The following is a 15,973-nucleotide window of genomic DNA, read 5'->3' as shown; positions in this document are numbered from 1 at the left end:
AATGCTCCTCACAGAAAATTTCAGCTTTCTTGATCGTCAGAATGGATAAAGACATTCACCGGGAGATCCCCCAGGGCAGCGCTGATCAGTAGCTCCTTGTTGGGTGTGACTGCGCCTGTTTGCAAAAGTCCCTTCCAATTTCGCAGCGTGGCGTCGAACGGTAATGTGATCCGGGTATCGCCCCAAACCTGCGCATCCACCCGGGGCTGGGCGCTGTTTTCAAGCAGGGCGTGGGTCCAGCGCGGTACCACCACCAACAGCCATTGCCCCTGGTACTCACGGCTGAAGGCGACAACCCGTTGGGCGTGCCGGCCCAGCACTTGCAGCGGTACATAGCGCCCCCTGGCAAACAGCAGCGGGTGGGCCTTGCGCAGGTTCAAGACCTGGGCAATCAACGCCTGCTTGAGGTGGCCGTCACGCCAGTGCTCAAGCAAGGCATCGGGTGTTGCCGCCAGTGCCTGTTGCCGGGCACTGAAATCCACCGCCCGGCGGTTGTCCGGGTCCACCAGGCTCAAGTCCCAGAATTCGTCGCCCTGGTACAGGTCTGGCACGCCTGGCACGGTGTTGCGCAGCAAGGATTGCGCCAGCCCGTTCAACGCGCCGGCAGGGGCGATGGCCTCGGCTGCCGCGTGTATCGCCGTGCGCAAGGTCAGACCGGCGGGGTCGAGCAGCAAGCGGCTGAGGAAGGCTTCGACACCTTGCTCATAAACATCGTTGGGGGCGCTCCAACTGCTGTGCAGCTTGGCTTCGCGCAGGGCCTTTTGTTGCCACTGCCAGAGGCGCTGCTGATAGTTGCCGGTGTTCTCAATGCCCAGGTCCAGGGGCCAACTGCCCAGCAGCACCTGATACAGGATCAGCTCATCGCCGGCCGAGGGGATGGCCGGATCGTCGCGCAGGGGCGCCGCCAGCCGGCGCCACTGCTGCACCTGCTCGGCATACCACGGTGCGCACTCGCTGAGCACCGCCAGGCGCGCGCGGCTGTCTTCGCCGCGCTTGTGATCGTGGGTGGCGGTAGCCAGCAGGTTATCGGGGAAGGTGTGCAGGCGCTGCTGGTTGGCGGCATGGAAGTCGGCCAGGGGCGCGCTGAACTGTTCGGTACTGAAGCCCACGTCATTGCGTGAGAGCAACACTGCCGAGCGGTAGAAGGCCGTGTCTTCCACCGCCTTGGCGGCTGCCGGCGAGGTCAGTTGCTGGAAGCGCACGCAGGCGTGCTTGAGGATCTTGCGCGGTTGCCCCACCGGGCGCTCGCGCCAGGGTTGCCCGCCGAGCCACTGTTGCAGGTAGTCGAGCACCGGCCAGTCAGCTTCGCTCAAGGTCCCACGGGCGCCGGCCAGGGCCTGTTGGAACACGCGCTCGTCCGCGGCGCTACGGCCACCTGCGCTGATATAGGTGCGGTACACCGGGAAATGCACGACCAGTTCCTGCAAGGCGCGGCGGATTGCACCCAGGGTCAGGTCGCGACTCATCACATCCGCGCGGGCCACTTGCAGCAGGGCCTGGGCCACGCTTTCAAAATCCCCGGCGAGGGAGCCGTTGAGGATTTGTTGCCGGGCCAGCCAGGCTTCCTCGATAAACGCCGAAGGCCGCTCGGTAGCCTCGCTCCAGAGCTGGGCCAAGGCCTCGAATCCCTGGGGATCGTGCTGCATCAGCGACACCTGGTTCATGAACTCGTAGCCGGTGGTGCCATCGACCCGCCAGTCTTCGCGCAGGGTTTCGCCGGCGCCGAGGATCTTCTCGACAAAAATCGGCAAGTGCCGGCTCGGCGACAACCCATCCACGCGCCGCCGCAACTTGCGGCAGTAGCCCCGTGGATCGGCCAGGCCGTCGATATGGTCGATGCGCAGGCCATCCACCAGGCCTTCGCTGATCAGCTGGAAAATCTTGCTGTGGGTGGCCTCGAATACGGTGGTCCGTTCCACCCGCAGGCCACCGAGCTCGTTGACGTCGAAAAAGCGCCGCCAGTTGATGTCATCCGCCGCCGTGCGCCAACTGGCCAGGCGATAGGCTTGCTGTTCCAGCAGTTGATGCAGGCGCAAAAAACCTTCGCGCTGGCGCCCGTCAAACCATTGCAGGGCGTGCTCGATGGCTGCCAGGGTCAGTGGGTCGCGGGCCTGTTGTGCCAGTTGCTGTTTAAGCTCGCCCGCCAGGGGCCAGGCATCGGCCTGATAGGCCAGGGCGCTGAAGCGGTCGGCCAGCGCTTTGAGCGGGGCATGGGCGCGCAGGATATCGCCGTAATCACTGGGGCAGATCGGGAAGCGGTGTTCGTAGTGCTCGACAAAAAAGCTGCCCTGGGCCGGGTCAAACCGCAGGGGCAGGTTGCCACTTTGCAAGGCTTCGCCGTAGTCGCTGCCAAGGAAGGGCATCAGCAGTTGGCCCTTGAGCAGCGGGTCCGGTGAATGCCACTGGATGTCGAAGAATTCGCTGTAGGGGCTCAGGCGCCCCCATTCCAGCAAGTCCAGCCACCAGGGGTTGTCGCTGCCGCCGACGGCCATATGGTTGGACACGATGTCCAGAATCAGGCCCATGCCGTGCGCGCGCAGGGCCGCTACCAGGCGACGCAAGGCGGGTTCGCCGCCCAGTTCCGGGTTGACGGTGGTCGGGTCGACCACATCGTAGCCATGCATCGAGCCGGCGCGGGCCTTGAGCAGGGGCGAAGCGTACAGGTGGCTGATGCCCAGGCTGGCGAAATACGGCACCAGCGGCACCGCATCATCCAGGGTAAAACCCTTGTGAAATTGCAGGCGTTGGGTGGCCCGGAGCAAGACGGCGCTCATCGGTCACGCTCCAGGGCCTGATTGCGCGCCACCGCCAGCAACTCCAGGCGGCGCGCGGCGTTTTCATCGTCGAGCAGCTGCGCGGCGTCCCCCGGCAGGCGTCGGCGCCAGTTGGGGTGGGTGTCGATGGTGCCGGGCAGGTTGGCCTGTTCCTCGACGCCCAGGGCATCCTCCAGAGGCAGCAGTACCAGGGGCGCACGGGTGTGACCGAGGTAGCGCACGCTGGCATCGAGTATGTGGTCAGTTTCGTTGCGCAGCTCATCGCGAAAGTTCTGCGGGTCTTGCACCAAGGCCTGGCGCAGTGACTCGCGCTCGCGCTGGCGGTGCTCGCTCCATTGCTCCACCGTGGGCACGTCGATCAGCCCCAGTTGCACATTCCAGTCGATATCGCGGCTGTGCCACCAACCATTGAGTGTCGGCAGGTCGTGAGTGCTGGTGGTGGCCAGGGCGTTGTCCGGCCAGTCGAGGATCGGCGTGAAGCGCCCGCCATGGTCCTGCTCGAACAACAGCACGCGCATGCCGAGCATGGCACGGGCGCTGAGTTTTTCCCGCAGGCCCTCGGGCACCGTGCCCAGGTCTTCGCCCAGCACAATCGCCTGGTGGCGGCTGGACTCCAAGGCCAGCAGGCGCAGCAGGTCGTCTACCGGGTAATACAGGTACGCGCCTTGTTTGGGTGAAGCATCCCGGGGGATGACCCACAGCCGTTGCAGGCCCATCACATGGTCGATCCGCAGGCCGCCGGCATGGGCGAAGTTGGCCCGCAGCATTTCGATAAATGCGCGAAAGCCGTTGCGCTTCAGGCCTTCAGGAGAAAACGCGGAGATGCCCCAGCCCTGGCCGGCACGGTTGAGGATATCCGGTGGCGCACCCACGGTCAGGTCGGCCAGCAACTCATCCTGACGGCTCCAGGCCTGGCTGCCGGCGCCATCGGCCCCCACGGCCAGGTCGGCAATCAGGCCGATGCCCATGCCACTGCCGCGGGCGGCCTGTTGGGCGCGCGCCAGGCAGCGGGCGATCAGCCATTGGTTGAAGGCATAGAAACCGATCGCTTCGCCCTGTTCGGCGGCGAATTGCGCCAGCGCAGCGCTGGCGGGGTCGCGCCAGTCCTCGGGCCATTGGCGCCAGTCGAGGCTTTCACCGTTGGCGGCGCGCGCGGCCTGCAAGGCTTCGAAGCGGCAGTGGTTTTCCAGGGCCTCGCCACCGGCCTCGCGAAAACTGAGAAAGTCCGCCTGCTGCGGGTGCTCGCCCTGGCGAAAGTCCTCGTACAGGGCGCGCAGCAGGCGTTGCTTGGCCTTGGCGGCGGCGGGCCAGTCGATCAGGCTTTGTTGTTCCAGTTCGTGCAGCTCGTCGGCCAGTCCCGTGGCCTCGATGGCGCTGTGCACGGCGCGTTCGCCGAGGATGCAACCGGGGGACGCATACAGGCTATTGAGAAACAGGCGGCTGGACGGCGAATAAGGGCTATAGCGCTCGGTATCGGCACTGAACATGGCATGCAGCGGGCTGATCGCCAGGGCGTCGACACCCCGCTCAGCGGCAGCGCGAGCCAGTTGTTCCAGGGCCTGGGTGTCGCCAAACCCACCGTCGCCGCTGCGGCGCAGGGCATACAACTGGGCACTCAGGCCCCAGGCGCGGGCAGGCTGGCTGTCCACCGCCTCGGCGACAGTGAAACAACGTTCAGGGGCCACGGCCAGGGTGAAGGATTGATCGGCGATCTGCACCCGGTGATAGCCCACGGGCAACACGCCAGGCAGGGTGGCCTGGGCATCCAGCGCAAGGTCCCGGGTACTGCCGTCCTCCAGATGAGCCTGGCACGGCGTACCCGGGGCGAAGTAGGCGGCCAGGTCCAGGCCTGCGCCCACGTCCACGGTCAACAGCGGCGCCAGGTGCCGATCCTGCTGCACGCGCTCCAGCTCTTGCAGGCTGGCGGCGATGGCGGCGTCGGTGTCGGCGGGGTGGCCAAGGCCATGGAGCACGGCACGCAGCGCGTCGGCGCTGACATGTTGCGGGCGGCCGTTGGCGTCGATCCAGTCCACCGCCAGGCCCGCACGGCTGGCGAGTATTTCCAATTGCGCTTCGCTCAAGAGTGCTCTCCAACAGATGATGAGGTGTCACCCGGCGCCAAGCTGACGCGGGCAGAGAAGGGCGTGAGTAACGCGGGGTCGTTGCTGGTGCTGAACAGTTGGCCGATAGCGGCCGGGGGCTGCAGGGTGGCCGGCCCCAGGTTGAGGTCGATCTGCAATACGCTGCCATTGCCCAGGCGCCAGCGTGCAGACACCGCGCCCTGGCCCAGGACCTGGGCGCCGAGGGCGGTGCTGCCGGGCAGGTGCGGCACGATATGCTGCTGGCGCAGGCCCAGCAGTTGCCGGTATAGCGCAGCAGGTGCCTGGGTAAACCGGGGTATGCAGCGTTCGAAAGTCTGTAGCGCGTTGGGGTCGGGAATCTGCGCGCGGCGCTGGGGATCACTGAAGGCGGCAAAATCAGCAAATTCGTTGCGCCGGCCTTCGCGCACCGCCTTGGCCAGCTCGCCGTGATGGTCGGTAAAGAACAGGAAGGGCTGCTCGGCGTTGACTTCATCCCCCATGAACAACAGCGGGATCATCGGTGACATCAATAGCAGCACGGTCGCTGCCTGCAACGCCTGGGGCGAACATAACTGGTGCAGGCGCTCGCCGAGCGCACGGTTGCCGATCTGGTCGTGATTCTGCAAAAACAGCACAAAGGCACTGGGGGGCAAATGCCCGCTGGGCTCGCCGCGTCGGGTACCGTGGCGCGTGGTCTGGCCTTGGTAGATAAACCCTTCGCCCAGGCAGCGGGCCAGCTTGGCGGTGGGGTCGTCGGCAAAATCGGCGTAGTAGGCGTCGGTCTCGCCGGTCAACAGCACATGCAAGGCGTTATGCCCGTCATCGTTCCATTGCGCATCGAAGCCTTGCTGCAACAGGCTGGCCTGATTGAATTCGTTTTCCAGGACCAGCCACACATGGCGCGCCGGGTCCACCTGCTCACGCACCCGTTGGGCCAGCTCTTTTAGGAACGAGGGGTCGTTGATGGCATGCACCGCATCCAGGCGCAGGCCATCGAAGCGGTATTCGAGGAGCCACATCAGGGCGTTGTCGATAAAGAAGTCGCGCACTTCGCGGCGGCCAAAGTCGATCCCGGCGCCCCAGGGGGTGTGGGTGTCTTCGTGGAAAAAGCCCTTGGCGTACTGGCCCAGGTAATTGCCGTCGGGGCCGAAGTGGTTGTAGACCACATCGAGGATCACCGCCAGGCCATGCTCGTGGGCACTGTCGATCAGCTGTTTCAACTGCTCCGGCGTGCCCAGGGACGCTTGCGGTGCATAGGGCAGTACCCCGTCGTAACCCCAATTGCGCTCGCCGGGATACTGCGCCAAGGGCATCAGTTCGATGGCGGTGACGCCCAGTTCCGCCAGGCGCGGCAAGTGCTGCTCCACCGCGGCGTAGCCCCCGAGTATCCCCACATGCAGCTCGTAGATCACCGCTTCATGCCAGGGCCGGCCTTGCCAGGCGCCGTGGCGCCAGGGGTAGGCCAGGGGGTCGACCACCACGCTGTCACCCTGCACACCTGCGTATTGGAGGCGCGAGGCCGGGTCCGGCACATCCAGCTCGCCATCGATGTTGTAGTGGTAGCGGGTGCCAGCCCCACAGCGCACGTAGGCGACAAACCAGCCCTCTGCCTGGGGCAGCATGGGCACCGACTGACCCTCGTGCAGCTCGACGCTGACATAAAACGCGTCAGGTGCCCATAGGGCGAAGCGGGTGTGTTGCGCATCCTGCATGATCGCGCCGTGGGGCCATGTTTCCAGAGTCCGTAACGGCATCTATCCTGACCTCTTTATACTTTCCCTGATTTTCCCAGCGCTTTCGCTACCAGTTGCTCGTAAAGTTCGGCATAGGGTTCCACCGCCTGGCACCAGTTGAACGGCGCGGCCATGGCCCGGCAGCGCATGGCGTTGAGCAGGCCTGGGAAGGCAAACACCTTGAAGGCACGGGCGAGGGCGGCTTCGTAGCTTTGTACGGTGGATTCGTCGAACAGAAAGCCGGTCACGCCGTCTTCAATAGTGTCTGCCAGGCCACCGGTATTGCGCGCCACCGGCAGCGAGCCGAACCGCTGGGCGTACATCTGGCTCAAGCCGCAGGGCTCGTAGCGCGAGGGCATCAACAAGAAGTCGCTGCCGGCAAACATGCGGCGCGCGTCGGTTTCGTTGAAGCCGATGCGTACACCGATGCGGCCGGGGAATCGCAGGGCCAGGGCGCGCATGGCCTGTTCTTCTTCCGGCTCTCCACGGCCGATAATGGCAATTTGCCCGCCGCTTTCCACGATAAACCCGGCGACGGCTTCGGTCAGGTCCAGGCCTTTCTGGTACACCAGGCGCGAGACCACGGCAAACAGGGGGCCGGTGGACTCGTCCAGGCCAAACAGCTTGCGCACATGGCTGGCGTTGACCGCCTTGCCTTGCCAGTCGCCGATATTGAATGGGTGATCCAGGTGCGGGTCGGTGGACGATTCCCAGCTTTCATCGATGCCGTTGGGGATACCACTGAGCAGGCCTTGCTGGGTCTTGCTGGCGAGAAAGCCATCCAGGCCGCAGCCGAACTCGGGCGTGGTGATTTCCCGGGCATAGGTGGCGCTGACCGTGGTGATGTGACTGGAATACGCCATGCCGGCCTTGAGAAACGACATCTTGCCGTAGAATTCCATGCCTTCTTGTTGCAAGGCATGTTCGGGAATCCCCAGTTCCGGGCACGAGGCCAGGCTGACCACACCCTGGTAGGCCAGGTTATGGATGGTAAACAGCGTAGGGGTGCGTGACCCACGCCAGTGCATGTACGCCGGGGCCAGGCCGGCTGGCCAGTCATGGGCGTGCACCAGGTCCGGGCACCAATGGATTTGCGCAAGGTTGGCGGCAATATCGGCGGCGGCCAGGCCCAGGCGGGCGAAGCGGATGTGGTTGTCGGGCCAGTCGCGACCATTGTTGGCGCCATAGGGCGTGCCTTCACGCTCGTACAGTTCGGGGCAGATCAGTACATAGATGACCAGGCCGTCCTTGAGGTCCATGCGCCCGATCTTGCACGGCGGCAGCGCGGCATGCCCGCCCAACTCGCCGATGATGTGGATCGGGTTGTCGCTGTCCAGCACCTGGCGGTAGCCCGGAATCAGCACCCGCACATCGTGCAGGTGGGCCATGGCACGGGGCAGGGCAGCGGACACATCGCCCAGGCCACCGGTTTTCACCAGGTCGGCCAGCTCCGAAGTCACAAACAGCACTTTCTTGCGATTGGGGTTTTGAGACGAGACCGGCCGCACTGCGCCGGGCAGGTCAACCAAGGCGGTTGGCCCATCGACCGGCTGACTGAAACGCTGTCCCTGAATTCCCGAAGCGGCACTGATCATTGTTCTCTCCCATGTGTTGGTCAGCCGAGAGCCTGGCGCCCTCAGCGAAAGTCAACCGCGTCCTGCGGTCACGCGCACTAGCACTGCACAGACTGGCAAGGCTTATGCCAATTGCACCGAACTGATAAAAAGATTGGATGGGCGGACGTCCGGCTGGCGCCGGTAGCGTGCGTCCTACCTTAAACCTGACCTACGGCAGAGTTGGAAAGTTTCGATTTATTGCGGGGGCTTTTATTCTGATCGTGACCCATCGGTCATCAGTCTAGGACACAGCCCAGAGCCTGCAAGGCTTGTAGGATAATTTTGTAGGACAATTTTATTTTTCAGGCAGGCGCCTCCCTTGCAGGAGCCGGCTTGCCGGTGATGGCGACCTTGGGGAGTGCGTCGCTGCTGAGGGCTTCATCGCCGGCAAGCCGGCTCCTACGGGGGGGATCGCCTCTTGATGGGGCATCGGGGTTGGGCTGCTCGATAGTGGTGCGGGATGCTACTTAAAGTGATTTGTTAAGAGCTAATATCCATATAAATCAATATCTTGATTGATATATATGAAGCTATTTATCATGTCAGGCTGCGCAAGACCCGCCCACTGGCCCACGCCTGGATATCCTCGATCATCTGCCCATAGAACTGCCGGTAGTTGTGCGCGCTGACATAACCCACATGGGGGGTGGCCAACACGTTGGGCAGATGGCGAAACGGGTGGTCGACCGGCAAGGGCTCCTGCTCGAACACATCCAGTGCCGCGCCCGCCAGCCGCCCATCGCGCAGCGCCTCGATCAGGGCCGCCTCATCGACGATCGGCCCGCGCGCCGTGTTCACCAGGCGCGCGCCGGGTTTCATCCAGCCCAGGGCCTGGGCATCCACCATGCCGCGGCTGCGCTCGCTGAGTACCAGGTGAATCGACAGCACGTCGGCCTGTTCGAACAGTTCGCGCTTGCTGACCCAGGTCACGCCTACAGCGGCGGCGCGTTGCGCAGTGAGGTTTTCACTCCAGGCGATCACGCGCATGCCAAACACCTGGCCAAACTGCGCGACACGCTGGCCGATACTGCCCAGCCCGAGGATACCCAGGGTCTGGCCATGCAGATCACCGCCCAGCCCTTGCTGCCACTGGCCGGCACGCAAGGAGCTCGCTTCGGCCAGCAGATTGCGGGTGGAGGCCATGATCAGGGCCCAGGTCAGCTCCGGTGCCGCGTGTTTGTAGCTGTCGGTGCCCCACACCTGGATACCCAGGGCCTTGGCGGCGCCAAGGTCGATGGCGGCATTGCGCATGCCGCCGGTGACCAGCAACTTGAGCCCCGGCAGCCCTTGCAGCAGCGCCTGGTCAAACACTGTGCGCTCGCGCATCACGCAAATCACCGCAAAACCCTGCAAGCGTGCGATCAAGGTGGCGGTGTCGGCAGGGTAATCGTGAAGGAAATGCACTTGGCCGATCGCCTCCAGGGCGGACCAGTCCACCACCTCGCGGGCCACATCTTGCCAATCATCAATGACTGCGATCTGAACTGACATGCACGGTGCCTCGCTTAGTGGGAATTAGAGCGCCTTGAGCCCTTGCAGCAGCGCCTGGTGGAAGCGCGCGGGTTCTTCCATTTGTGGTGCGTGGCCCAGGCCCGGGAACTCCACCAGGGTCGAGTGGGGAATGAGCTTGGCCACTTGCTTGCCCAATTCGTTGTACCGGCCGATCTTGGCCTTGACCTCGGGCGGCGCGCTATCACTGCCGATGGCGGTGATATCGGACGTACCGATCAGTAGCAGGGTCGGGACCTGCAGGTCCTTGAACTCGTAGTACACCGGCTGGGTGAAGATCATGTCGTAAATCAACGCCGAATTCCACGCCACCCGCTTATGGCCCGGGCCCTGGTTCAGGCCGACGAGCATGTCCACCCAACGCTCGTATTCAGGCTTCCAGCGCCCGTCGTAGTAGGTCTTGCGCTCGTACTCGCGCACGCCGTCGGCGCTCAGTTTCAGTTCGCGCTCATACCATTGGTCGACGCTGCGATAGGGCACGCCCAACGCTTTCCAGTCTTCCAGGCCGATCGGGTTGACCAGCGCCAGTTGCTCGGTCTGTGTGGGGTAAAGCAGGGCATAGCGGGTAGCCAGCATGCCACCGGTGGAATGGCCGACCAGGGTCGCCTTGGGAATGCCGAGTTTTTGCAGGAGTTGATGGGTGTTAATTGCCAACTGCTGGAAGCTGTACTGGTAGTGCTCAGGCTTGGTGGAGGTGCAGAAGCCGATCTGGTCCGGTGCGATCACCCGGTAGCCGGCCTCGCTCAGGGCCTTGATCGACGCCTCCCAGGTCGCGCCGCAGAAGTTCTTGCCATGCATCAACACCACGCTGCGGCCATTGGCGGGGCCTTTGGCCGGCACGTCCATATAGCCCATTTGCACTGCTTGGCCCTGGGACTGGAAATCGAAATGTTCGACCGGGTAGGGGTATTGGAAACCTTGCAACTGCGGGCCGTAGCTTGGGTTTTGCGTGGCTGCCAAGGCAGGGAGGGCGCAGGTGGCCAGCAGGCCGGCAAGGAGAAACGAACGTGTCAGCGGCATGGGAAAGCTCCAGGGACGATGCTCCCGGATGCTGTGGCGGGGGGATTAAGCGGGGATTAACCCGCCGCCGCAGGCCCAGTGCAGCAACGCACATTGCTTACATCCAATGCAACGTAAGCATTGCCACCACCGCATACCGGGCCGCCTTGGCCAGGCTGACGATCAGCACAAAACGCCACAGCGGCTCCTTCATCACCCCGGCCACCAGGGTCAGCGGGTCGCCGATGATCGGCACCCAACTGAGCAGCAGTGACCAATGCCCCCAGCGGCGATAATGGCCGCGGGACTTTTCCAACTGCGCGGCGCTTAGTGGGAACCAGCGTCGATCCTTGAATAGCTCGACCGAGCGGCCCAGCAGCCAGTTGACCAGCGAACCCAGGACGTTGCCCAGGGTCGCGATCCCGAGCAGCAACCACACCGCGTAGTTGCCGTTGAGCAGCAGCGCGACCAGTACCGCTTCCGATTGCAGTGGTAACAGCGTAGCCGCGCCAAAGGCGCTGAAAAACAGCCCGGCATACCCCGCGAGCATTGATCAGTGGGCCGGGTATTGGGCTACCACTACATCTTTGCCTTCGCGGGTCAGGCCGATGACTTGATAGGCGTCGCTCATACCATCCATTTCCATGCCCGGCGAGCCCATGGGCATGCCTGGGGCGGCGATGCCCAGCAAGTCGTCACGTTTGCGCAGGGCCAGCACCTGATCAGCAGGCACGTGGCCTTCGACGAATTTGCCGTCGATCACGGCGGTATGGCAGGACGCCAGGCGAGGCGCCACGCCCAGGCGCTGCTTGACCGAACTCATGTCCGCTTCCACATGGTCGTTGACCTTGAATCCGTTGCTTTCAAGGTGGCTGATCCATTTCTTGCAGCAACCGCAGTTGGCATCGCGGTGCACGTCAATCGGGATCAGTTCGGCGGCCTGGGCCAGGGTGGTCATGAACAGGGCGGACAGCAAAGTCAGGCGCAGGGTGGTTTTCATAGACAGGTCCCATCGGTTACGGAGTGCGCAAAGAGGGCGCATTGTCCGCGCTTTTGCGAATCAGGTGAGGTGGTTATGTTTCGAAATTATACGGACACGCGACAACCCCGCAGCTTAAGGTGCGCAGCTGTCAGCCAACTGAGGCAAAGATGACAATTTTGTCAGTTCAGGACGATTCCAGGCGCTGCTTGAGCTGGTCCATGGCCTGCTCCGACAGCTCTACCATGCGCGTTTGCAAGGTGCGCAGCTGCAGTTCGGTCTCATAGCTCAGCACCCGGGTGAACAAAGTGCCGCTACCTTGAGGCTGGAGTAAGTAATGAATGCTGCCATCGACCGCAAGGGAGGTGAACACGGTCTTGAATTCCCGGGGCGGCACGGCGATTTGCACCCGGTAGCTCATGGGTACACGTACCCCCAGTAGGTCGATCGTCTCGGTGAAGCGCTGACCGGCAGGCAGTGAACCGCTGGTGCCGGTGTCCGCGCCCAGGGACGTGGGATGCCATTCATGCCAGCGATCCGGCTGGGTCACGTAGTCGTAGACGGCTTCGATAGGGGCTTGGATGTAGCGTTCCTGGCTGATTCGCTCGACGCGGAGCGGGTGCTCGACTGCATTCATGACACACCTCCTGTGTGGCTAGGAACTGTCAGAATAGTCGCACTCCCGTACAACGCACGGGAGTCTTCAGGCTTTTTCGACGGGTTCGCAGCAAGGCCTATAGCTGATAGTTCTTCAGCTCCCGAGCAATCACCAGGCGCTGGATCTCACTGGTGCCCTCATAAATCTGCGTAATCCGCGCATCCCGGTAGTAACGCTCCACCGGGTAGTCTTCCAGGTAGCCATAGCCGCCATGGATCTGCATCGCAGATGAGCAGACCTTCTCGGCCATTTCCGACGCGAATAGCTTGGCCTGGGAGGCTTCGGACAGGCACGGCTTGCCGGCACTGCGCAAACGCGCGGCATGCAGGATCAGCAGCCGTGCGGCATTGAGGCGGGTCTGCATGTCAGCCAGCAGGTTGGCCACGCTCTGGTGCTCGATGATGGCCTTGTCGAACTGCACCCGGTCACGGGCGTAGGCCAATGCGGCTTCAAAGGCTGCACGGGCGATGCCCAGGGCCTGGGCGGCGATGCCGATGCGTCCACCTTCGAGGTTGGACAGGGCAATGGCCAGGCCCTTGCCGCGCTCGCCGAGCAGGTTGGCCTCGGGCACGCTGCACTGGCTGAGGGTTACCGCGCAGGTGTCCGAGGCACGGATGCCCATCTTGTGTTCGGTACGGTCCACGGTGAAGCCTGGGGTAGCGGTGGGCACCAGGAACGCCGAAATGCCTTTCTTGCCCAGCTCCGGGTCGGTCACGGCAAACACAATCGCCAGCTTGGCGCGCTTGCCGTTGCTAACGAACTGTTTGGCGCCGTTGATCACCCACTGGCCATCGCGCAGTTCGGCGCGAGTGCGCAGGTTGTGGGCTTCGGAGCCGGCCTGGGGTTCGGTCAGGCAGAAACAACCGATGGCCTGGCCGCTGGCCAGCTCGGCCAACCAAGTCTCTTTTTGCGCAGGTGTGCCGTAGTTGAGGATTGGGCCGCAACCCACTGAATTATGGATACTCATCAGTGCGCCTACCGCGCCGTCACCCGCAGAAATCTCCTCGACGGCCAGGGCATAGGCCACGTAGTCCACATAAGTGCCGCCCCATTCTTCCGGCACCACCATGCCCAACAGTCCCAGTTCGCCCATCTTGGCTACCAGGCCGTCGTCGATCCAGCCGGCTTTTTCCCAGGCCTGGGCATGGGGGGCGATTTCGCCACGGGCAAAGTCGCGCGCCATGTCGCGGATCATGACTTGTTCTTCTGTAAATTCAATATCTTGCATGAGTTAGTTCCCGCTCTTCGCGAAGTCTTGGAAGAAGCTGTCAACATGGCGCTGGTCCAGTGCCGCCAACGTTGGCGGGTTCCAGCGCGGGGCTTTGTCCTTGTCGATCAACAATGCGCGTACGCCTTCGATCAGGTCGCCACGGGCGAACCACTGGCGGTCGAGGTGCAGTTCCAGGGCAAAGCAATCTTCCAGCGCCAGGTGCCGTCCACGCCGCAGCATCTGCAGGGTCACCGCCATGGCCAATGGCGAGCGGGTGTGCATCAGTTGCGCTGTGCTCACGGCCCATTCATGGCTGTCGGCAACGGTCACTTGTTGCAGCTGTTCGACAATGCTCGGTACGTCGGGCTGGGCAAAGAAGTGGTCGATGGCCGGGCGCAGGGCCGCCAGCGGCGCATCCGGCAATTGTTGCACGGCGAGCTTGGCCAGCAGGCCTTGCAGATCCTTGAGTGGCGAGTCGCGCCATTGCAGGTGGTCGAGTTTGTGGTCCAGCTCCGCCAGCCTGGCGCTGTCCAGGTACCAATCAGCCAGCCCGCAATACAAAGCGTCGGCGGCGCGGATCTGCACCCCGGTCACGCCCAGGTAAATCCCCAGTTCGCCGGGAATGCGCGGCAGGAAGTAGCTGCCGCCCACATCCGGGAAATAACCGATGGCCACTTCCGGCATGGCCAGGCGGCTGCGCTCGGTGACTACCCGCAAGTCGGCACCCTGGACCAGGCCCATGCCGCCGCCCAGGACAAAGCCGTCCATCAGGGCGAGGATCGGCTTGCGGTAGTGATGGATGGCCAGGTCGAGGGCATATTCCTCGACGAAGAAGTCTTCGTGCAGGGTGTCGCCGCTCTTGAAGCTGTCGTACAGCGAGCGGATATCGCCACCGGCGCAGAAGGCCTTTTCACCGGCGCCGCGCAACACCACGGCGTGCACCTCGGGCGCATCGGCCCAGACGCGCAAATGCGCCGAGAGGCTGCGGACCATGTCCAGGGTGATGGCGTTGAGGCCGGCGGGGCGGTTGAGGGTCAGGTGGCCGATGTGGTTGCGTACTTCGGCCAGGACGCTGTCCTGGGAGGACTCGGTGCTGCGTGTCGCCTGGGACTGAGCCTGAGCAGTCATCTGTAACTCCCTGCTTTTATTGTTCTTTATCAAAGTGTTCGCGGGCGAACCATCTCCGGATCGTACCAGTGCAAATTTGCCCAGTACAAGCCGGAATCCTGCAGGTCATCTTTGCATTTATGCAGCGAGGCATTCGATAAAAAACTGGGCAGGCTTGGCTAGACCCGGCTGGCCAGCACCTGGCTGATACTGCGGCGGCGGGCATGGTCTTCGGCGATATGGATCAGTTCCTCCAGTTCGCTGGGGGTAACGTCAAAAAACTGCTCCATTTGCGCCAACGCTTGTTCCAGGTCTGCGGCGGTGATTTTTGCATCCACCTCTGGGGACGGCGTCGGCACCACCACTGGGGTTTCAGCCGGGCCCTTGGGGTAACGGGTGCGGGTCAGGTTGTTGTAGGCCAGGGCCGACAGCAGCAAGGTGCCAGCGCCGAGCATGACCGGGCCGACTTCCTGCCAGCCCAGGGCGATGGTGGCCGGGTCGGCCAGCACCAGGGTCATGGCCAATCCACCGGAAGGCGGGTGCAGGCAACGCAGCCAGCACATCAGGATCAACGCCATGCCCGCCGCGAGGCAGGCGCTGCCCAGGGTCCGGCCCAAGACGCGGGCCACCAGCAAGGCCACCACACTGGCGCATAGATAGCTGCCAATAATCGACCATGGCTGGGCGAGGGCCCCCGATGACACCGCAAACAACAGCACGGCGGAGGCGCCCAGCGGGCCCAGCAGGTGCATGGCCACTTCCAGGCCATACACCTGGGCACAGAGCCATACGGTAAACAGGGTGCCCAGGGCCATGCCGATGGCGGCACGACTCCATTCGGCGGGACGGGTATTGATGGCAGCGGGGAACCAGCGAGCGAGCATTGCGGGGCAGTCCGATCTTGAAAGGCAAAAAAAGGGCTTTGCGGTTTCCCGTAAAGCCCTTCGAAAGTTCCAACATTTGGGGGAGGAACCGGCGCAGTGTGCCGATCAATCAACACTGGCGCCAATGCATATTAATGCAGGTTAAGTGCAGTAATTTTGCATCAAGCCCACCGGGGCCCTGAGCAGACCTTGCCCAGGACACGCTCGTGGTTCTCGGCATTGATCAGCGATTTGTGCACGCTTTCCCGCAACTGTGGGTCGCTGGCCAACGGCCCCTTGAGTGCGACCAGGGCGTCGCGCAGTTCCATCAGGCGGTCGAGGGTGGGCAGCGGGATATAGCCGACGTGTACAGGCTCGGCAGCAACAGGCAATTGCTCGTCAGGCACGGCAGCGGTCCTCTGAGGGCAGTAACGATGTGGCGCG

General features: G+C 63.4%; 13 protein-coding genes. All 13 read right to left on the bottom strand.

The window, feature by feature from the left end:
- Window positions 1-20: 20 nt before the first annotated feature.
- Window positions 21-2,774, bottom strand: a complete 2,754-nt coding sequence (locus ACO77H_RS14570) for a malto-oligosyltrehalose synthase (protein WP_432754150.1) — start codon at window positions 2,772-2,774, stop codon at window positions 21-23.
- The gene (gene malQ, locus ACO77H_RS14565; RefSeq protein ID WP_169951760.1) at window positions 2,771-4,855 is read right to left on the bottom strand and encodes a 4-alpha-glucanotransferase; all 2,085 of its coding nucleotides are present in this window, start codon (window positions 4,853-4,855) and stop codon (window positions 2,771-2,773) included. The genes ACO77H_RS14570 and malQ overlap by 4 nt, the downstream gene beginning before the upstream one ends.
- Window positions 4,852-6,609, bottom strand: a complete 1,758-nt coding sequence (treZ, locus tag ACO77H_RS14560; RefSeq protein ID WP_432754149.1) for a malto-oligosyltrehalose trehalohydrolase — start codon at window positions 6,607-6,609, stop codon at window positions 4,852-4,854. The genes malQ and treZ overlap by 4 nt, the downstream gene beginning before the upstream one ends.
- A gap of 14 nt (window positions 6,610-6,623) precedes the next feature.
- Window positions 6,624-8,183, bottom strand: a complete 1,560-nt coding sequence (glgA, locus tag ACO77H_RS14555; RefSeq protein ID WP_432754148.1) for a glycogen synthase GlgA — start codon at window positions 8,181-8,183, stop codon at window positions 6,624-6,626.
- 558 nt (window positions 8,184-8,741) lie between these two features.
- Window positions 8,742-9,695 (bottom strand): D-2-hydroxyacid dehydrogenase family protein, encoded by a 954-nt coding sequence (locus ACO77H_RS14550; RefSeq protein WP_432754147.1) that lies wholly within the window; start codon window positions 9,693-9,695, stop codon window positions 8,742-8,744.
- 24 nt (window positions 9,696-9,719) lie between these two features.
- Entirely contained in the window at window positions 9,720-10,733 is a 1,014-nt protein-coding gene (locus ACO77H_RS14545; protein ID WP_169951750.1) for an alpha/beta fold hydrolase, read from the bottom strand.
- A gap of 97 nt (window positions 10,734-10,830) precedes the next feature.
- On the bottom strand, window positions 10,831-11,262 hold the full coding sequence (locus tag ACO77H_RS14540; protein WP_169951748.1) for a YqaA family protein: 432 nt from the start codon (window positions 11,260-11,262) through the stop codon (window positions 10,831-10,833).
- 3 nt (window positions 11,263-11,265) lie between these two features.
- On the bottom strand, window positions 11,266-11,712 hold the full coding sequence (locus tag ACO77H_RS14535; protein ID WP_170041383.1) for a DUF411 domain-containing protein: 447 nt from the start codon (window positions 11,710-11,712) through the stop codon (window positions 11,266-11,268).
- Window positions 11,713-11,878: 166 nt separating this feature from the next.
- Window positions 11,879-12,328, bottom strand: a complete 450-nt coding sequence (locus tag ACO77H_RS14530; RefSeq protein ID WP_169951744.1) for an SRPBCC family protein — start codon at window positions 12,326-12,328, stop codon at window positions 11,879-11,881.
- A gap of 97 nt (window positions 12,329-12,425) precedes the next feature.
- A complete protein-coding gene (locus tag ACO77H_RS14525; protein ID WP_172311432.1) occupies window positions 12,426-13,577 on the bottom strand; it encodes an acyl-CoA dehydrogenase family protein in 1,152 nt (383 codons plus the stop codon).
- A 3-nt stretch (window positions 13,578-13,580) separates the two neighbouring features.
- Window positions 13,581-14,687, bottom strand: coding sequence for an enoyl-CoA hydratase/isomerase family protein (locus tag ACO77H_RS14520; RefSeq protein ID WP_432754146.1), 1,107 nt, complete (start codon window positions 14,685-14,687; stop codon window positions 13,581-13,583).
- Between the two features lie 158 nt (window positions 14,688-14,845).
- Window positions 14,846-15,550, bottom strand: coding sequence for an HPP family protein (locus tag ACO77H_RS14515; protein ID WP_169951738.1), 705 nt, complete (start codon window positions 15,548-15,550; stop codon window positions 14,846-14,848).
- A 161-nt stretch (window positions 15,551-15,711) separates the two neighbouring features.
- Complete coding sequence (locus tag ACO77H_RS14510; protein ID WP_169951969.1) at window positions 15,712-15,858, bottom strand: hypothetical protein; 147 nt, start codon at window positions 15,856-15,858, stop codon at window positions 15,712-15,714.
- Window positions 15,859-15,973 lie beyond the last annotated feature (115 nt).

The sequence above is a fragment of the Pseudomonas sp. WMBT8 genome (assembly GCF_050916005.1).
Lineage (GTDB): Bacteria > Pseudomonadota > Gammaproteobacteria > Pseudomonadales > Pseudomonadaceae > Aquipseudomonas.
The sequence above is the reverse complement of the archived record's forward strand: the minus strand, read 5'-3'. Positions and strand labels throughout refer to the sequence as shown.